The following is a 17,480-nucleotide window of genomic DNA, read 5'->3' on the forward strand; positions in this document are numbered from 1 at the left end:
CGCCCCTGCAGCTTCGCACAAGGGCGTGAGCTTGGAAGGGCTCGAGGAGGCGGAACCATTCGGCGTCCTCGGCGAACATGTCGCCGAGGCCACAGAACGCCGGGAGAGCGCTGCGGATGAGCCAGTCGGCAGCCACGTCGACGGTGACCGTGGCCCACTCGCCCTCTTCGTCCTGGCCCCCGGTCATCCCCACTTCCTCCTCATGCGTCGTCGTGTCTGCGGGTGGGGCGTATCTCGCAGTCGGATTCGCCGACGCCGATGAACAGGTGCTCGATCGATGTATCCCAGCTGACGTACCGGCCCGATTCTGCGAGCTCGTTCTCGAGATCGTCGACGAACGAGGTGGTAGCTGAGCCGACATGAGGAAGGAACGGTCCGTACAGGCGGGTGACGTCTTCGCCGTCGACGGTGGTCATCGTGGCCTTGACGACCACGGCAGTTGCGGTGCGGCTCGTGGGTGCCTTCTTCCTGCGAGATGAAGCGGCCGGGTTAGGCCGCGACCGCTGCGTCGGTCTTGTCCTCGTTGAGCTGGCTGATGCGGGCGGGGCTGACGCCGAGAAGCACGGCAGCGTCGGTGACGGCAACGCCGTGCGCGCGGCGTTCGCCGACGATCGTGCGCGCCTGGCGCGCTGCGGCGATCTGACGCTCCTGCGCGGCCGCGGTGGCCTCCCGCGCCGCTCTCACGCGCACCGAGACGCCGGCTCCGAGGTCGGGGATGAGATTGAAATGGACGTCGCTGTGGTCGATGTCGGGGTCGAGGGTGTCGAGGTAGTCAGTCACGGACCTGCCGTTCCGCACGGTCAAGGTGGCGGACTTGGGTCACGGAATCGCCGTTGGTCGCGAGTTCCCATCCGCCATCCCTGAGGGCGGCCCCTGACCCCACGCTGGGGTGCTCAGCGGCAGAACGGCCGCCCGAACCCGAACAGGGCACCGCCGATCGATACCGACGTCGACGAGTCGGCGCTCCACTGCCCGCCAACGTTCGCGCGCACCGTCACCGTCGAGCTGCGGAACACCGAGTAGAAGCGATCCTGGGGCACGCGCGCGGATCGAGCCCAGGGTGAGAGGTCGCGGGCGACCACCTGGCCATCAACCAGCAGGTCAAAGCTGCGCGGTTCCCATTCGTCGTATGCCCAGGTGACCACCGCGCCGCCGTCGTTGGAGCATCCCAACGACAAGGGTGCCGTGACGCGGCCGGCCTCGACGCGTGCCGGGGTCCACGCAGTATCGCCGAGCGCCGCCCAGGCCGGTGTCGCCGCCAGAGTGGTGGTCAACGCCACCGTCGAGACCACCCCCAGAGCGCGACGCATGCGGCGGGTCTGTGGAGTATCCGCGGGTGCGGAGGGGTCGACCGAGGCGCCCGGGGGGTCGGCCGGCTCGTCATCTGCACCCTGGCGTAGGGCGACGCTCACACAGAGGATGAAGGCCGCCATGGTCGTTGCGAGCGGGAGAACCTGCCCCGTACGTAACCACACGATGGGCAGCCCGATCCAGGGAACCCGCAGCACCCCGACGCCGTGGACAGCCTCGGGGCGGATGGGCGACGTGTCGACCGACGGATTCGCGTCACCCCGGGTGATGAGTGCACCGTCGGCCGACACCTCCGAGACACGGTGGAGCCGCAGGCGTCCGGGCCAGTCGGGGTCCTCGCCCAGCAGCACACGACCCGGGACCATCTGGTCAAGAGATGCGGGCCGCGCCACGACGACATCGCCGACCTCGATCGCCGGCGACATGGACGCCGTCATCACCGTGGTCGGATGCCAGCCCACAACAATCGGTGCCGCCGCCCAGAAACCGAGCCCCAGCACCAGGACGACAATTGCCCGCGCCGCCGCCACCCCCGCAATGGTGGCAATTCGTCGCAGGTGCACCGATTCAGCCGTTCTGCGCTTCCCAGACGAACGAAGTGGCGGCGGTCCCACCCTGGACGCTGTTCGGGGCGTCGCCAGCGAGCTGCCAGGTCACACGGAATGTGCGGGCATCAGTGTTCTCACCCGTCGGGCTCCAAGTGGCCGCGCCGTCTGCGAACGAGGTGTGGGTGGCCACGAAGCCCGCGAGGCGGCCGTCGTAGACCGTGCTCTGCGCCGAAAAGCCGGCACACGAGCCAGCGCTGCCGCCGACACCCTGCTCCACTCTCAGGGTCACGTGGTCAGCCAGCCCGTTAGTGGTCGAGACGTCGGTGGCGTACAGACGTACCTGTGAGGCGAGCGAGCCCGTCGAGGTGACCGTGACGCAGTTCTCGCCACCGTCGCCGGGTTTGGCGTTGGTGGCGCTGAACAGGACACGGCCGGCGGAATCGTCGTCGATCTGGACGGTTCCGGCCCGCCAGGCGTTGCCCTCGTTGGACGACGTGTCAGAGAAGGCCGCATAGGAACTGGTCGATACGAGAACGCCGGCCGTGATGACCGCCACGGGGACGGCGATCGCGGTGGCGATGCGGGACGAGCGGCGAGTGAACTTCGACATGCTGGATCTCCCCACGAGATCGGTGTGCGGATGGACACCAGAACAGTAGATAAACCAGTAGTGCGGCGTGACACCGACCCGGGGGCTTGACATGTCGCCCCATACCGTGGCATCTATTCAGGAGAATGAATACCGCGCGCGCGTCGGCGGCGGCGCTCGATCACCGCGACACGATCTGATCGTGGTGATCGCCGCTCGTTCAAATGGATGAATCGCAGCAGCTCATGCCTAGCTGATCGCGCGAGGGGGCAGCGTGTGATTCTGTCGACGACGGCGGGGGAAAATGCACAGAGCTGGGCGCGAACCTCTCCCCAGGGAGGGCAGCGATGTTCGAGCGCGTCGGGTTAGCGTGGCCGCGCAATGTCGTTGATATGCGAGACGTGGGAGAACCGGCTATGAAAGCTCTTCGACGTATGACGCTGACCGCAGGGCTCGCGCTGGGTCTGATCGCGACGGCACTGCCGGCGGCGGCTAGCACCGCCGCCGCGCCGCTGGCATAGACGCCGAACTTTGTTGCGTACACCTCCAACCCGGCCGCGGAGGCCGTGGCCAAGCTCAACAGCTTGGTGGGAACGCAGAGCCCAGACGAGATCGAGGACATCGTCACCTCCGGCCGCGCGATAAACTCTCGTCAACGACGACAACGTGATGATCGCGGCGTTCTATGTCGAGCCGACGTTCTCGACAATGGCAATCACTCCGCGCGGTCCTGGCTGTGCGGTGGGCGACGCCTGCGCGATCACGACCCGCTAGCCACTCTTATCGATCCAATCGTGGCGCTGCTTACTCGAGAAAAAGACGACCACGTCGCCGACTCTCCCCCCGAGAAGCGACCGGTGCCCTGATCGGTTCACCGGATGGTGCGAAACCGATCGGTTGCGCACCACGCGGCGTGGGTCAGGGAGTGGGAGCGCAGCGCGTAGACGAGTAGGTCTCGATCACACGGTTTTCATCTGGATAGCCAGCGTCCGCCAGAGCCGTTCGCACGTCGGCACGGACGGCCTCTCGATGCACCGCGCCTGCGAGTTCGGTTTCTGATGACCACTCCGTGTCGTCGAGGTTGGTGAGCATGTCCATCCACGACTCGAATTCCTTGGGACTGACGGTCGACTCTTTGAGGGCGGCGCGCGCGACGCGCCACGCCTCGTCCGTTGCTTCATCAGACAAGCCCGCCAGCCACCACTCGATACGGCACGTGCCGCCCGCCACCGCGATCTCGTCGGCGCGGTCAACAACGTCAGGCCGGGCAAAGCCGCAGGCGCTCAAACACCCCAGCAGAACTACAGCAGTTATGGGGACCACGATCGACCGTCGGCGCATCGCTCAACCCTACGGAGGGCGGGTGGTGGCTTGTTGTCAGTGGTCGAACGGTCGTCGCGGCCGAGCGGGGAAGCTGACCGACGATCAGTAACGCCCTGCCTGGGGCTGTCGTGCGCGGCCGTCTAGCTCGTTGTCAGGGCAGTGCCGGAATCGGCGCGGTCAGCGGTATGGAAAGCAAGAGGCCCACGACGGACGAGGCTACGCAAACGAGGACCGGAACGATAAAGCCGGTTTCATTGGACCTGCGGGACCACACGCCTATGGCCACGACGATGCCCAGCGCCGCAATGTGGGCGACGACGACTGGCGTGATGCCGAAGTCGTTCACGAGTGCGTCGGCATAGTCCTGACCCGCTTGGCCGCTGTCTTGCCGGGCACCCTCTTCGACTAGGCCCAGCCAGAACCAGGAAGTGAACAACACGACGCCCGCGAGCGAGGTGACGATCCACATGCAAGCGCGCCGCCCGGAGCTGCTGCTGGTAGGGCTCGGGGCCGCGCCTGGGTGGAAGGGTTCGTTCGGAAGTGTCGAGGAGTTCGCCATGACGCTCAACCTACGTGTGGCGCGAAACCGATCGGTTTCGCACCACCCAGGAATCCGCGAGCGAGGCGCATCGAGAAGCCCCGAGAACCGCGGATCGGATCGGTGCCAAACCCCAATGCGAAATCCGCAAACGTGCAAAACCGACTCTGACCCTTACGCATCTTTCGTGGGGGACTCGGCGACGCATCGCCGGAGAGAACCCGCGCCCTGTGTCGAGCGGGGCGGGTCGGCGGGCTGCGACGGGCACGGATGGGGAGTTTCGCCGGGTAGCGCCGGTGTTAGGCCGGCACCAACCGCAGCCTTCCGGATGCCGCGACATCGAGCCGCACGGCATCCAGTCCGTCCACCACCAGGTCGGCGGTCAGTTCGTCGTCGGCCGTCGTGCCGGTGAGGGCCAGCACGGCGCAGCCGGCGGCGCGGGCTGCCGCGATGCCGGCCGGCGCGTCTTCGACGACGAGGCAGCGCGCGGGGTCGACGCCGAGGCGGGCGGCGGCGGTGAGGAACGGCTCGGGGTGGGGTTTGCCGTTCTCGACGTCGTCGACCGTGACGAACACCGCGGGACGCTCGTACCCCGCGGCGGCGAGACGTGCGGTGGCGATCGGCACCGATCCCGATGTCACGATGGCCTGTCGTTCGGCCGGCACCGACGCGAAGAACGCGTCGGCGCCTCGGATGGGGAGAAGGCCCACGGCATCCGTCACCTCGAGGTCGGTGACGTGCGCGAGGGCTTCGGCATGCCGGTCGGCGGGCAGCAGATGACCCACGAGCGTGCTCGCGGGCTGACCGTGGTTGGCGTGCAGGGCCTCCATCGACACGTCGAAGTGCTCGGCGAAGCGGCGCCACGACCGCACGACGGATGCCGTGGAGTCCACCAGCGTGCCATCGAGGTCGAACAGCACGGCGTCGAACTCGCGCGTGAAGATCTCGGCGTCCGCATCGATCGGCCGCCGGATCCCCAGCGCAGGTAGGACGCGGGCCAGCTGCTGCGCCGTCGACAGCTCGGCATCGACGGCGGTGACCGGGATCGAGGGGGCCACGGGAGCGGTGTCGGGGCGGTGGGCGTCGCGAGACGCGCCGCGGGATGAGCGACGGGATGCCAGCACGGCGGGGTCTCCGTCGACGTGCACGACGTGCGGCTCGGCGGGGGCGAGGGCCTCGCGTAGGGCGTCCCACTCGGGTCCCCCGGTGAGCTCAGCGGTGAACGGCGCCACGACCACCACGCGGCCCGCCGTGGAGAGGGCGTCGGCGGCGGTGGCGCGCAGGGCGGCATAGCGTCCGGCGCGGATCGCGGGGGCGTGCGGCGACGTGAGCCAGTGGTCGCCCAGTGCGCCGTCGGGCAGGGCGTCGAGCAGCGGCGTGGTCACGCTGTCGAGGTCGACGAGGGGCGCCCGCAGGCGCTCGGCGATCGCCCGACCCAGGGTGCTCTTGCCGCTGCCGGCGGTGCCGGCGACGACGACGGCGAGCGATTCGGGTATTTGACACGGCGACGGCATACCCCCACCATAGACGTAGCAAGTCACCGGTGTCATGCTTGAAATTCCGGGACTCGAAGAAGTCCCGGAAAGGACGGCCGCTCATGCGAGACACCGGTGACATGGTTTCGGGGTCAGCGCGCCTCCACGCCGGGCTCGACCTCGGCAGCACCGCGATCAAGATGCTGGTCATCGACGACGACGGCACCGAGATCGCCGGCGCTCAGGTACCCACCCCGTGGCGGGTCGGAGCGGGCGGAACCACCGACATCGACGCCGCCGACCTGCTGGCCTCCGTGCGCGCGCTCGTCGACCTCGTCGACGCGGACCTCGCCCCGCTGACCGCCGAGCCGCTGACCTCGCTCGCCGTCGCCGGCATGGGGGAGACCGGCATCCTGATCGACGAGAGCGGTGCCGCCGCGGGCCCGGGCTTCGCCTGGTTCGACCCGCGCGGCCTCGAGCAGATCGCGGCGTTCCCGCGGGCGGTGCGCGAGGAGTTCGCCGGGCGCACGGGCCTGCCCCTCGGAGCGCAGGTGAGCGTCGCCAAGCTCGCCTGGTTGCGCGATCAGGGCACCGACCTCGCGGGTCTGCGCTGGCTGGACCTGCCCGAGTTCATCGTCGCCGCCCTCGGCGGTGACGTCGCCCTCGAGCTCTCGCTCGCCTCACGCACCGGCCTCATCGACCAGGACTCCGGCGCCGCGTGGCCCGCGATGCTCGACGCCCTCGGCGTCGACGACACGCTGCTTCCCCCGCTCCGCGGCGGAGGCCTCTCGTGGGGCGTCGCCTCCGGTGTCTTCGGCCCGCGCGTCGCGGGTGCCGCCCTCACCGTCGCCGGCCACGACCACCTCGTGGCCGCTCAAGCCAACGGCACGCTGGATGCCGACGGGTACCACGTCTCGCTCGGCACGGCCGAGGTACTGCTGCGCGTGCTCGACGCGCCCCTGGGGTACGCCGCGCGCCAGCGCCTGGCCGACGCCCTCATCAACGAGGTGCGCCACGTCGTGCCCGGCAAACACGTGCTCGTCGCCGGCGTCAAGACCGGGCTCCTGCTGCGGCGCGTGCTGCACGCGAGCGGCATCAGCGATCGCGCGGGGCGCGACGCCCTCGACGCCGCGGTGATGGCGCTTCCCTACGAGGGTGAGCTGCCGGCCGGCGCGATCGAGGTCACCGGGGCGCGCAACGACGACGGCGTCCTGCGCCTGACGCTGCACGCCGAGGCCTCTCCCGCCGAGATCTTCGGGGCCGCCCTCCGGCACAGCAACGCCGAGATCGCCGAGCTCATCGCCGCGATGGACCGTGAGGTCGCCCCGGCGACCCACTCCACGCTCACCGGCGGGTGGGCGGGCATGGCCTCGGTCCGACGCGCCCGTGCCCACGCCCTGCCCGACCTCGCCCTGTCCGCCCGCGAGCAGGACGTCGCGTGGGCAGCCGCCGACATGGCGCGGCGCCTCGTCTCGGCATCCGTCCCCTCCTGACCCGACCCTCGCGCCTGCCCCGACCGCACGCGCGCGCACACCCCAGAGAAGAGAGAAACATGAACGAACTCACCACGCTCGAGCGCCGCGCGCTCCAGTCGATCAGCACCCCCGACGGCCACATGCTCATCGTCGCCGCCGACCAGCGCAACGGCATGAAGGCCGCGATCAAGGACGCCCCGAACGGCTCCGACGCCATCACGCGCGAGGAGCTCGCCGAGGTGAAGGCCGACCTCGTCCGCCACCTCGCCAACCACGCTCCCGCAATCCTGCTCGACCCCGAGGTCGCGCTGCCGCAGATCGTCGACGACGGTGTTCTCGACCGTGACACCGGACTCGTCGTGGGCCTCGACGCCTCGGGCTTCGAGACCGTCGACGGCCTCAAGTACACGCGCTTCGTGCCCGGCGTCACCCCCCGCACGGTCCGCGACATGGGCGGCACCGTCGCGAAGATGCTCTACTACACGCGCCCCGACAAGCAGGATGCCGACTCCCGCGTCGCCCAGGAGATCCGCGACCTGGTCGCCGCCTGCGAGGCCGAGGGCCTGCTGCTCATCGTCGAGCTGCTCACGTACCAGCTCGAGGACGAGAGCGACGAGGAGTACAAGGCGAAGTTCGCCGACCTCGTCGTCGACGGCGCCGAACTGGCGGTCGCGTGCGGCTCGAAGATCCTGAAGCTCCAGTACCCCGGCTCGGCCGAGGCCAGCGCCCGCGTGACCGAGGTCGCCCAGGGTGTGCCGTGGGCCGTGCTGTCGGCCGGTGTCGACCACGAGACCTTCATCGAGCAGGTGCGCACGGCCGTCGCCAACGGTGCGTCGGGCGCGATGGCCGGTCGGTCACTGTGGAAGGACAGCCTCTCGATCGACGCCGACCGCCGCGAGGAGTTGCTCTCGGGCCGCGCCCTGCCGCGCCTGCGCGAGCTCGCCGACGCCGTCGACGGCCGCTGACATGCGCCCGACCGCCCGGCGCCGGGTACGTCCATGACCGCGTCCGACATTCGTCGGTCGAGGATCCCGCGTGTGCATGCGGGGGATGGATGCCACGGTGCCGGGCGGGAGGGCTCTCCTTTCGCCCGGCGGGGAGCGGTGTCGGCCCTCGCCGGCCCGGCACGGGTCGACGGTGACCGGCCGATAGGGTTGCACGTCGAAGCCGCCACTCGCCCACATCCCGGAGGTGCCTCGTGACGACGATGCGCGACGTCGCCCAGCGCGCGGGTGTGAGCACCAAGACCGTCTCGCGAGTCTTCAACGACGACCCCCACGTGCTGCCCGACACCCGGGCGATCGTCGAGGCCGCGATGCGCGAGCTCAACTACGTGCCCAACGCCCTGGCGACCACGTTCCGCGCGGGCCGCGCCTCGGTCATCGGCGTGGCCGTGCCCGACGTCGTCGACCCCTTCTTCGCCGCCATCGCCCGCAGCGTCGAAGACACCGCGCGGCGTCACGGCCTGTCGACCCTCGTCACGAGCCTCGGCGAGGATCCCGACGACGAACGCCCCGCGCTCGAGTCCCTGCTCGGTCGCCAGCTGACCGGGCTGGTCATCGCGCCCGTCGGCACCGACCACTCGTGGCTCGAGCGCTGGCGCGGTCACACGCCCATCGTCTTCGTCGACCGTGCCCCCGTGGGTCTGCTCACCGACACCTTCACCGAGAACGACGAGGCCGGCGCTCACCTCGCCACCAGCCACCTGCTCTCGCACGGGCACCGCCGCATCGCGTACGTCGGCGACATGGTGCACCTGTCCACCGAGACCAAGCGCGTCGAGGGCTGGCGCCGGGCGCTGCGCGACGCCGGCGTCGAGATCGACGAGCAGCTCGTGGCCTCTCAGGTCTCCGACCGCGAGTCCGCGGCATCCGCCTTCACACGGCTCCGCGATCTGGCGGAGCCGCCGACGGCGCTGTTCTCGGCCAACGCCCGTTCCTCGATGGCGCTCGCGCACGTGCTGCGCGGGGCGCCGATGCCCTTCGTCGGCTTCGGCGACTTCCCGATGGCCGACACCCTCACCCCGGCCGTCACCGTGATCGACCAGGATCCGCGCCGCATCGGAGCGCTCGCCGCGGAGCGCGTCTTCGCCCGCCTGCGGCCCGACGCCGGCCTCGGCCTCGACGAGCTCACGGTGATCGACGTGTCGCTGGTCGAGCGGGAGTCCTGCCGCCTCTGACCCGCGCTCCGCGGCCGGTGGCGCTGCCCCGCGGCCGGTGATGGGCGGAGGGCGTGGGGCGAGGGGAGGGCCCTCGTGGGTGGTGCGTCCTCCGTTCGTTCCTGCTCCTCCGCCCGCCACGCGCCACCGCACGACGCACATCGCCGCGACCGAGGCAAGAGGCCGCCGATGATCAGGTGCGGTGGGTAGAACGAAGGGGACCAGCCGCCACCGCTCCCGAGAAGAGGGCTCCGATGACGACCTCCGCGACCACAGCGCGCCACCCCGACACCGCGACGGGGGTGACGACGGCATGAGACTCACCGACACCAGCGACCTGTGGTGGAAGACCGCCGTCTTCTACAACCTCGACGTCAAGACCTACCTGGATGCCGATGACGACGGCATCGGAGATCTTCGGGGCCTCGCGCAGCGCCTGGACCACCTGGCCGAGCTCGGGGTCACCTGCCTGTGGCTCGCGCCGTTCTACCCCTCGCCGCAGCGCGACAACGGGTACGACATCGAGGACTATTACGGCGTCGACCCCCGCTACGGCTCGCTGGGCGACATGGTGGAGGTGCTGCGGACCGCGCACGACCGGGGAATGCGCGTGATCGTCGACCTCGTGGTGAATCACACCTCCGACCAGCACCCCTGGTTCCAGCAGGCGCGGACCAGCCGCGACAACCGGTACCGCCACTTCTACCAGTGGCGCGACGACGTGCCCGACGACGCCCCCGCGAGCATGTTCCCCGACGTCGAAGACGGCGTGTGGTTCTTCGACGAGACGGCGGGGCAGTACTACAAGCACTCGTTCTACCGGCACCAGCCCGATCTCGCGACCGACCACCCCGAGGTGCGCGAAGAGATCGCGAAGGCCATCGGCTTCTGGCTCGAACTGGGCATCGACGGCTTCCGGGTGGACGCCGTGCCCCACCTCATCGACGGGCAGGAGGGACCCGAGCACGAGTTCCTGCGCGAGCTCCGCGGCTACGTCTCGCGCCGCAGCGGTCACGCGATGCTGCTCGGCGAGGTCAACCTGCCCTACGACGAGCAGCTGCGCTTCTTCGGCGACGCCGACGGCGACGAGCTGACCATGCAGTTCGACTTCGTCGCCAATCAGCGGCTCTTCCTCTCGCTCGCCCGTCAGGATGCCGGTCCCCTCCGCGATGCGCTCCTCTCGCGGCCCGACATCGCCCGGGGCAATCAGTGGGGCAACTTCGTGCGCAACCACGACGAGCTCACCCTCGACCAGCTCACGGCCGACGAGCGCGACGAGGTGTTCGAGGCGTTCGCACCGAACGCGGGCCAGCGCATCCACGGCCGCGGCATCACCCGCCGCCTGCCGTCGATGCTCGAGGGCGACCCTCGTCGCATCCGCATGGTCTACAGCCTGATCTTCTCGCTGCCGGGCGCGCCCGTGCTGTACTACGGCGAAGAGATCGGCATGGGCGAGAACCCCGAGATCGAGGGCAGCCGCGCCGCCGTTCGCACGCCCATGCAGTGGACCGGCGCCGAAGACGCGGGCTTCTCGCACGCCGACGGCGATGATCTCGTCGCGCAGGTGGTCCCCGGCGGCTTCGGCCCGCAGCACGTCAACGTCGCCCAGCAGCGTCACGACCCCGACTCGATGCTGAGGTTCGTCCAGAACCTGGTGCGCCACTACCGCGCTTCGCCCGAGATCGGGTGGGGGGAGCTCGGCATCCTGGATCAGCCGCACGCCTGCGTGCTGGCTCACTCGGTGACGAGCGAACTCGGCATGGTCGTCGCCGCGCACAACTTCGCCCCCGATGGACGCACTTTTCACCTCACTCTCGAGGGAGCGGATGCCGAGGGGTGGAGCGTGGTGAACCTGCTGAGCGACACCGAGGGTCCCGTGCCGCTGAAGGACGGGAGGTTCGAGGTCGCCCTCGAGGGCTACGGCCACAGCTGGTGGCGGGTCATCCGTCCGGGGGAGCGACGCATCGCCTGACCGTCTCGCCGAGAGGGGAGAACGGGCGCGGCGTCCCCCAATGCCGCCGCGCCCGTAGGCGAGAAAAGCGGCAGCCCCGCGTCATCCGACGCACGCGGGCGGAACGAGCCGGGGGGCCGCACGCGATGTCTCGCATTCATCCAAGCACAGAGGATCGTAAATAGCACTCCCGGCGTCACGTAAATACGATCACCTCCCCCCGGGTGAGGGTCGTCTACGATCGAAGACGTGGGTCGTGGCGCTGTCGGACCACCCTCTCGGTACTCCCGACGAGTGGTGGCGAATGTGGATCGCCTGCGGAAGGCGAAAGGGCTCACCGTGGGTGAGCTCATCAGTCGCGCCGGAATGACGAAGAGCTACTACCAGTCGCGGGCCGGTTTCTCGCTGCCGTACAACACCAACGACATCGAGTCGCTCGCCGCCGTCCTGGGCGTCGCCCCCGAAGAGCTCGCGAGCCCGGAGTCGGCGCCGCGCGTCGAGATGCGGGTTCCCGCCGGTGCCGTGAGCGACCGCGTGCGCCGACTCATCTCGAGCCAGGCCGCCACCGAGACCGAGCTCCTGGGGCACCTCGACGATGCCGACCCGTCGGTCGCCGCCGGTGCCCGAGGCCTGCTCGACGCCACGACGAACACGGTCGTGGTCGACGAAGAGGTGCTGCGGCAGATCACGCAGTGGGCCGACGTTCCCGTCGAATACCTCACCGACCACACCGACGAGGCGCTCACCGACCGCACCGAGGCCGAACTCGAACTGCGCGAGGCGATGCGCGCGGCGGGGGCCGAGAGCATCCAGTTCCGCGCCCTCGGGCAGATGTCGCCCGACGCCCTGCGCGCGATCGCCCACTCGCTCCGTGGCAGGCCGCCGACACCATGATCGACGGCGAGGGGGACCGGCGATGACGCAGGCCGACGAGACGCGTGCCCGGGTGCAGGCCCGGGTCGATCGCGCGCTCGCGCGCGCCGCGCTCGCGCCGGGGATGACGTTCGCCGAGGTCGTCCGCGCCGTCGAAGCGGCCGTCGACATCCGTCTCACCGTCGTCGCGGAGTCCGACACCGCCACGTGGGGGACCCTGACGGGATTCCTCGCCTACTTCCCCGACCGGCGCGAGGGCACCATCCACGTGCGCGCCGCCGACGCGCCGCTGTACAGCCAGTTCGCCGCGTCGCACGAGCTCGGCCACCTGCTCGACGATGCGCACTGCACGGGAGCGCTGCACGAGCGTTCCTCGGTCTCGCCCCACGCGAACCCCGCCCTCACCACACCCGAGGTCGAGGCGGAGCTGGTGGCCGAGCACGTCGCTCACGCCATCGCGAAGCTCATGTACACCAGCCCCCGGGTCGCCGAGCTGTCGTGGTGACCGTGCTGCTGATCGATGCGGCGCTGGTCGGACTCGTCCTCGTCGTGGTGGGACGTGCGCGCGTCGCCTGGCGACAGCCCCGCGCCCGCATCGCCTGGCTCGCCGCGCTCGTCGGCGCGATCGCCCTGCTGACCCAGGGGACGGTCATCCCGATCGAGGTGCTCGACGGGGCACTGGGCGGCACGAACATCCTCAAGCTCGTGCAGAACGTGCTCACCATGGTGGCCCTGTGGCTCGGCATCCAGGCGGGAACGGCCCCGGCGACCGCGCGCATCCCCACCCTGCGGTGGCGCTTCCCCCTGCTGCTCGGGGCGCTGTTCGCGGTCGTGTTCTTCGTGGCGGTGCCCGATCGGGGCCCCTCGTCATTCCTGTTCCTCGAGACCGCGGCCGAGACCTCGACCGGGGCGTGGGCGTACGGCGTGCTGCACATGGGCGGGATCGCGCTCGTGGGCGTTCTTCTGCTGCGCTCGGCACGCGGTTCGCTGCCCGTGAGTCGGCTGCTGTTCCGCCTCGGGGCCGTCGCCATCGTGCTCGGCTGCCTCAGCGAGATCGTCGACCTCACCCTCACACGGTTCTTCACGGCGAACGCCGTGGTCAGCGCCCTGTTCGACCCGCTGTTCTACCTGGGCGTCGTGTCGTTCGTGGCGGGGATCTTCGTCGCGTCGCGCGCCGCGACCACGATCCGGCGTCGGGGCGCGTCGTTGCTCGAGCGTCTCGAGAACCTCGCGCGCGAGCGCGGTGCCACCGACCTCTCGGGCATCGCCCTCGACCCGGCCCTCGACACGCGGCTGTACGCCCTGCGCGTCGCCATCGAAGACGACGCGATCGCGCGGTCCGTGCCCCTGACGCCCGCGCAGCGCGCGCTGCTCGACGACGTCGACGCCCACCTCACCCGCCGAACCCCGGGAGTCCGCGCATGATCCGACCGCTCGTCATCGGCGCGGGTGTGGCCGCGGCCACGCTCGCCGTCGCGCACACGGCGCTCGCCGGCTACGTCGCACGGCGTCTGATCGCGCCGCGCGCCGCGAAGGTCTTCGAGTCCGTCACGATCGCCGGCGACACGGTGTCGGTGCCGGCGACCGAGGACAGTCGACAGCCCGGCACCTACGGGCTGCGCCTCGACGACGGAGCGCACCTGATGGTCGGCGACGTCATCCGCGTCGAGGGGGACCGCGTGGTCCGCTCGATCCTCACCCGCCCGGCAGGACTCGGCGATGGCACCGCGACAGCGGCATGGACCTCGCAGAACATCGGCGCGCCCGAAGACGTCGGCCCCACGCGTCACGTCGCGATTCCGCTGCGCCGAGGCGGAACCGCCGAAGCGTGGGAGATCGGCGACCCCGAGAACGCCGACGGCGGCTGGACCATCCACGTGCACGGGCTGCGCTCGAGTCGCCACGGCGCGCTGCGCTCGGCTCCGGCCTCGAACGACGCCGGATGGATGTCGCTCGTGGTGTCGTACGCCGGCGACGAGGAGGCCGCCCCCGCCGACGCCCTGCCCTCGACCCTCGGCACGCGCGAGTGGCGCGACGTCGACGACGCCATCGCCTACGCGGTCGAGCGGGGGGCCCGCGAGATCGTGCTGGTGGCCTGGTCGATGGGGGCGACGATCGCCATGCTCGCGCTCGAAGAATCCCGGCACCGCGCACGGATCACCGGCCTCGTGCTCGTCGCGCCCGCGTTGGATTGGACGCGCATCGTGCACAGCGCCGTCGACGGCGCGCACCTGCCCCGCTCGATCGGCGCATCGGCTCTGCGGGTGCTCGGCAGTCGTGCGGGCGCGAGTGCCCTGGGCCTGATCGAGGCCGTCGACGCCCGCGCCCTGAACTGGGTCGACGGGCCGCGCCCCGGGGCGGACCTGCCGACGCTCATCGTGCACGGCCGCGCCGACCCGGTGGTGCCGTTCGCCGGTTCGGCGGCGTACGTGGCTCGGCATCCCGAGGCCACCCTGGTCGCGTTCGACTCGTCGGGGCACTGCAACGAGGCGAACCAGCAGCCCGAGCGATTCCACGACGCCATCGCCGGCTTCCTGCGCGAGGTCGCCCGTGCCGCCGCCGCGCGCGGAGAGGGCGGAGCCTCGAGCCCGCGCTCAGGCGTCGAGCACGGCCTGGATCGCGCCGCGAACGCCCCGCTCGGCGAGTGAGGCCCGCGCCGCCAGGTACGCCTCGCGCAGTCGCGCGTTCCGGCCGAGGTCGCCGAACACGGGCGCGTAGTCGAGCAGGGCTGCGGGGTCCTCGGCGATGATCGCCCGAAGCTCGTCGAGACGGCTGTCGACGGCCGGGGTCGCCTCGCCCGCTTCGGTGCGACCCTCGAGGAAGACGCTCCAGCCCGCCAGAACGAGCGCGGCGTGGTCGATGCGTCCGCCCGCGGCGAGTTGTTCGCGCACGACCGGCAGCAGGAACTTGGGCAGACGATCCGAGCCGTCGACGACCTGACGCGCGAGGGTGTCGCGGATGGCCTCGCTGCCGAAGCGTTCGATGAGTTGGTCGCAGTAGGCATCGAGGTCGATGCCCGGCACCGGGCGCAGGGTCGGGATGGCCTCGGTGTGCATGTACCCCTGCAGGAACGCCACGAACAGCGGGTCGGTGCAGACCTCGTGCACGTACTCGGCTCCCGACAGGATGCCGAGGTAGCTCATCGCCTGGTGCGACGCGTTCAGCAGCCGCAGCTTCATCAGCTCGTACGGCTCGACGTCGGCGACCAGCTGCACCCCGACCTCGTCGAGGGGCGGTCGACCCGCCGAGAAGGAGTCCTCGAGCACCCACTGTTCGAACGACTCCGAGCGCACGGGCCAGAGGTCCCGGATGCCGAACTCCTCGGCGATCGCGTCACGGGTGGCGTCGGTGGTGACCGGGGTGATGCGGTCGACCATGGAGTTCGGGAACGACACGTTCTCGGCGATCCAGGTGGCGAGCTCGGGGTCGAGCCTTTCGGCGAAGCCCAGCAGAGCGGCACGGGCGACGTGACCGTTGCCCTGGATGTTGTCGCACGACATCACCGTGAAGGCCGGCGTGCCGGCATTCCGTCGGCGGCGCAGCCCCTCGGAGAGGAAGCCCATGACGCTGCGCGGGGCGTCGGTGCCCTCGAGGTCGGCGAGGGTGGCCTCGTCGCGCGGAGCGTAGGCGCCGGTCGCGTCGTCGATGCCGTAACCGCCCTCGGTGATGGTCAGCGAGACGATGGCCGTGTCGGCGTCGGCGAGCTTGGCGACCACGGCCTCGGGGTCGTCGGGGGCGAAGAGGTACTGCGCGATCGAGCCGACCACGCGTGCGGTCGAGGTGCCGTCGGGAGCCTCGGTGACGAGCGTGTAGAGGGTGTCCTGCGCGCGCAGCGCATCGCGCATGGCGGCATCGAACGACAGCACGCCGACGCCGCAGAGGGCCCACTCGGTGTGCCCGGCCTCGAGCAGTCGGTCGAGGTACATCGCCTCGTGCGCGCGGTGGAAGCCGCCGACGCCGAAGTGCACGATCCGCGTGCGCACGGCCGCCCGGTCGTACGTCGGGACGGAGACGTTCGCCGCGAGGGAGGGGAGGGCGGCGGCGGTGAGATCGGTCATGCGGGACTCCGTGGGTGCGGCGGTGGCAGGGGGCCCGAGCCGTCGACGGGCTCGGGAGGGGTCTTTCGCGGCGGTGGCGCTTCGCACGCGAAAGGGGATGCCGGAACCCCCACGCGGATGTGGGGGTCCCGGCACCCGGGGTGTCAGCAGCTGGACTTNTGATGTTGTCCTTGGTGAGGATGGTGAAGCCGGTCTGGATCTTCTCCTCCGTCGCCTCGCCCTTCAGCGCGGCGATGGCCTGCTTCACGCCGTCGGAGCCGATGGTGGCGGGCTCCTGGGCGACCAGGGCCTGGACGGTTCCGGCTTCGAGGGCCTTCACCTGGGCGGGGCCGGCGTCGAAGCCGACGATGGTGATCGATCCCTGCTTGCCGGCCTGCTGGACGCCGGTGGCGGAGCCTTCGGCGGCGAACAGGTTCGCGGCGAAGATGCCGACGATGTCGGGGTCCTTCTGCAGCGCGGCGGTGACGATCTCGGCGGCGGTGGAGGGCTCGTTGTGCGAGTACTGCACCCCCACCGACTCGAAATTGCTGTCCTTGGCGACGGCGTCTTCGAAGCCCTGGGCGCGGGCGTCGGTGGTGGAGACACCGGGGTCGGTCGACACGACGAGCACCTTGCCGCCGTTCGGGTTGGCCTTCTGGATCGCCTCGAACGCTGCGGCGCCGCCGCCTTCGTTGTCGGACGAGATCTGCGACACGGCACCGGAGGGGTCCTCGAGCGTGGTGTCGACCAGGACGACCTTGATTCCGGCGGCCTCGGCGGGGGCGATCGGCGCCTGCATCGCGGACACGTCGGTGGGGGCGATGAGCAGTGCGTCGGGCTGGGAGGCGACGACGGCGTCGACGATGGGCTTCTGCAGGGTGGGGTCGAACTTCTCGGGGCCCTGGGTCGTGACCGTGGCGCCCTCCTTCTCGGCCTCGGCCTGGATGCCGCACTGCATGGAGATGTAGAACTCGTCTCCGGCGACGCCCTGCACGAACGCGATCTTGTACCCGTCGGCGCCGGCCGACGCGCCGCCCGAGGCGGCTCCGCCCGAACACCCCGCGAGGGTGAGCGTCGCTGCCATACCGAAGACCGTCAGTGCGGTCGCCTTCTTGTTCCACTTCATTGTGATCACCATTCTTTTTTCGGGTTGTCCTGTGTCGGGTTCTTCTTGGTGGGGTGGGGTTCGAGGGGAAAGGGAG

The 17,480-nt window shown here is 70.4% G+C and carries 17 protein-coding genes and 1 pseudogene; 9 read left to right on the plus strand and 9 right to left on the minus strand.

Annotated features, from left to right (window positions below):
- Positions 1 to 200: 200 nt before the first annotated feature.
- The 4 genes from IFR11_RS13085 to IFR11_RS13100 all read right to left on the minus strand — a co-directional run bounded on the left by IFR11_RS13085 (position 201) and on the right by IFR11_RS13100 (position 2,469).
- Positions 201 to 416, minus strand: a complete 216-nt coding sequence (locus IFR11_RS13085; RefSeq protein ID WP_191916441.1) for a hypothetical protein — start codon at positions 414 to 416, stop codon at positions 201 to 203.
- Between the two features lie 73 nt (positions 417 to 489).
- Entirely contained in the window at positions 490 to 780 is a 291-nt protein-coding gene (locus IFR11_RS13090; RefSeq protein ID WP_197979077.1) for an antitoxin HicB, read from the minus strand.
- 113 nt (positions 781 to 893) lie between these two features.
- On the minus strand, positions 894 to 1,874 hold the full coding sequence (locus tag IFR11_RS13095) for a hypothetical protein (protein ID WP_191916442.1): 981 nt from the start codon (positions 1,872 to 1,874) through the stop codon (positions 894 to 896).
- 4 nt (positions 1,875 to 1,878) lie between these two features.
- Complete coding sequence (locus IFR11_RS13100) at positions 1,879 to 2,469, minus strand: TasA family protein (RefSeq protein ID WP_191916443.1); 591 nt, start codon at positions 2,467 to 2,469, stop codon at positions 1,879 to 1,881.
- A gap of 545 nt (positions 2,470 to 3,014) precedes the next feature.
- On the opposite strand from IFR11_RS13100, the gene IFR11_RS13105 reads away from it, so the two are divergent.
- Positions 3,015 to 3,314 carry a hypothetical protein gene (locus tag IFR11_RS13105; protein ID WP_191916444.1) on the plus strand — a complete coding sequence of 100 codons (300 nt, stop codon included), beginning with the start codon at positions 3,015 to 3,017 and terminating at the stop codon, positions 3,312 to 3,314.
- A gap of 52 nt (positions 3,315 to 3,366) precedes the next feature.
- On the opposite strand, the gene IFR11_RS13110 is transcribed toward IFR11_RS13105, so the two are convergent.
- The 3 genes from IFR11_RS13110 to IFR11_RS13120 all read right to left on the minus strand — a co-directional run bounded on the left by IFR11_RS13110 (position 3,367) and on the right by IFR11_RS13120 (position 5,850).
- Positions 3,367 to 3,789, minus strand: a complete 423-nt coding sequence (locus IFR11_RS13110) for a hypothetical protein (protein WP_191916445.1) — start codon at positions 3,787 to 3,789, stop codon at positions 3,367 to 3,369.
- A gap of 133 nt (positions 3,790 to 3,922) precedes the next feature.
- Entirely contained in the window at positions 3,923 to 4,240 is a 318-nt protein-coding gene (locus tag IFR11_RS13115) for a hypothetical protein (protein ID WP_191916446.1), read from the minus strand.
- Positions 4,241 to 4,608: 368 nt separating this feature from the next.
- The gene (locus IFR11_RS13120; RefSeq protein ID WP_191916447.1) at positions 4,609 to 5,850 is read right to left on the minus strand and encodes an HAD-IA family hydrolase; all 1,242 of its coding nucleotides are present in this window, start codon (positions 5,848 to 5,850) and stop codon (positions 4,609 to 4,611) included.
- Between the two features lie 74 nt (positions 5,851 to 5,924).
- Between IFR11_RS13120 and IFR11_RS13125 the strand changes: the two genes are divergently transcribed.
- The 8 genes from IFR11_RS13125 to IFR11_RS13160 all read left to right on the plus strand — a co-directional run bounded on the left by IFR11_RS13125 (position 5,925) and on the right by IFR11_RS13160 (position 14,889).
- Positions 5,925 to 7,277, plus strand: a complete 1,353-nt coding sequence (locus IFR11_RS13125; RefSeq protein ID WP_191916448.1) for an FGGY family carbohydrate kinase — start codon at positions 5,925 to 5,927, stop codon at positions 7,275 to 7,277.
- 59 nt (positions 7,278 to 7,336) lie between these two features.
- Positions 7,337 to 8,224 (plus strand): tagatose-bisphosphate aldolase, encoded by an 888-nt coding sequence (locus tag IFR11_RS13130; protein WP_055939201.1) that lies wholly within the window; start codon positions 7,337 to 7,339, stop codon positions 8,222 to 8,224.
- 242 nt (positions 8,225 to 8,466) lie between these two features.
- The gene (locus IFR11_RS13135) at positions 8,467 to 9,438 is read left to right on the plus strand and encodes a LacI family DNA-binding transcriptional regulator (RefSeq protein WP_244630773.1); all 972 of its coding nucleotides are present in this window, start codon (positions 8,467 to 8,469) and stop codon (positions 9,436 to 9,438) included.
- A 292-nt stretch (positions 9,439 to 9,730) separates the two neighbouring features.
- The gene (locus tag IFR11_RS13140; protein ID WP_191916450.1) at positions 9,731 to 11,389 is read left to right on the plus strand and encodes an alpha-amylase family protein; all 1,659 of its coding nucleotides are present in this window, start codon (positions 9,731 to 9,733) and stop codon (positions 11,387 to 11,389) included.
- Positions 11,390 to 11,707: 318 nt separating this feature from the next.
- Positions 11,708 to 12,262 carry a hypothetical protein gene (locus tag IFR11_RS16190; protein WP_194717100.1) on the plus strand — a complete coding sequence of 185 codons (555 nt, stop codon included), beginning with the start codon at positions 11,708 to 11,710 and terminating at the stop codon, positions 12,260 to 12,262.
- A 22-nt stretch (positions 12,263 to 12,284) separates the two neighbouring features.
- Positions 12,285 to 12,746 (plus strand): hypothetical protein, encoded by a 462-nt coding sequence (locus tag IFR11_RS13150; RefSeq protein WP_055839366.1) that lies wholly within the window; start codon positions 12,285 to 12,287, stop codon positions 12,744 to 12,746.
- On the plus strand, positions 12,743 to 13,666 hold the full coding sequence (locus IFR11_RS13155; protein ID WP_162239425.1) for a hypothetical protein: 924 nt from the start codon (positions 12,743 to 12,745) through the stop codon (positions 13,664 to 13,666). Before IFR11_RS13150 ends, IFR11_RS13155 begins: the two co-directional genes overlap by 4 nt.
- Positions 13,663 to 14,889, plus strand: a complete 1,227-nt coding sequence (locus IFR11_RS13160) for an alpha/beta fold hydrolase (protein WP_191916451.1) — start codon at positions 13,663 to 13,665, stop codon at positions 14,887 to 14,889. Before IFR11_RS13155 ends, IFR11_RS13160 begins: the two co-directional genes overlap by 4 nt.
- Here the strand turns inward: IFR11_RS13160 and IFR11_RS13165 are convergent.
- Positions 14,836 to 16,299 (minus strand): mannitol dehydrogenase family protein, encoded by a 1,464-nt coding sequence (locus IFR11_RS13165; RefSeq protein ID WP_191916452.1) that lies wholly within the window; start codon positions 16,297 to 16,299, stop codon positions 14,836 to 14,838. The genes IFR11_RS13160 and IFR11_RS13165 overlap by 54 nt on opposite strands.
- A gap of 159 nt (positions 16,300 to 16,458) precedes the next feature.
- Positions 16,459 to 17,416: pseudogene (locus IFR11_RS16885) on the minus strand (ABC transporter substrate-binding protein); the annotation flags it as partial.
- Positions 17,417 to 17,480 lie beyond the last annotated feature (64 nt).

It is taken from the genome of Microbacterium sp. CFBP 8801, from assembly GCF_014839455.1.
Classification (GTDB): Bacteria; Actinomycetota; Actinomycetes; order Actinomycetales; family Microbacteriaceae; genus Microbacterium.

Bases quoted from the DNA above. Each gene is read 5' to 3' on its own strand.
- IFR11_RS13085 (WP_191916441.1), bottom strand. From the start codon at position 416: ATGACCACCGTCGACGGCGAAGACGTCACCCGCCTGTACGGACCGTTC.
- IFR11_RS13100 (WP_191916443.1), bottom strand. From the start codon at position 2,469: ATGTCGAAGTTCACTCGCCGCTCGTCCCGCATCGCCACCGCGATCGCC.
- IFR11_RS13110 (WP_191916445.1), bottom strand. From the start codon at position 3,789: ATGCGCCGACGGTCGATCGTGGTCCCCATAACTGCTGTAGTTCTGCTG.
- IFR11_RS13115 (WP_191916446.1), bottom strand. From the start codon at position 4,240: ATGTGGATCGTCACCTCGCTCGCGGGCGTCGTGTTGTTCACTTCCTGG.
- IFR11_RS13125 (WP_191916448.1), top strand. From the start codon at position 5,925: ATGGTTTCGGGGTCAGCGCGCCTCCACGCCGGGCTCGACCTCGGCAGC.
- IFR11_RS13130 (WP_055939201.1), top strand. From the start codon at position 7,337: ATGAACGAACTCACCACGCTCGAGCGCCGCGCGCTCCAGTCGATCAGC.
- IFR11_RS13135 (WP_244630773.1), top strand. From the start codon at position 8,467: ATGCGCGACGTCGCCCAGCGCGCGGGTGTGAGCACCAAGACCGTCTCG.
- IFR11_RS13140 (WP_191916450.1), top strand. From the start codon at position 9,731: ATGAGACTCACCGACACCAGCGACCTGTGGTGGAAGACCGCCGTCTTC.
- IFR11_RS13150 (WP_055839366.1), top strand. From the start codon at position 12,285: ATGACGCAGGCCGACGAGACGCGTGCCCGGGTGCAGGCCCGGGTCGAT.
- IFR11_RS13160 (WP_191916451.1), top strand. From the start codon at position 13,663: ATGATCCGACCGCTCGTCATCGGCGCGGGTGTGGCCGCGGCCACGCTC.
- IFR11_RS13165 (WP_191916452.1), bottom strand. From the start codon at position 16,299: ATGACCGATCTCACCGCCGCCGCCCTCCCCTCCCTCGCGGCGAACGTC.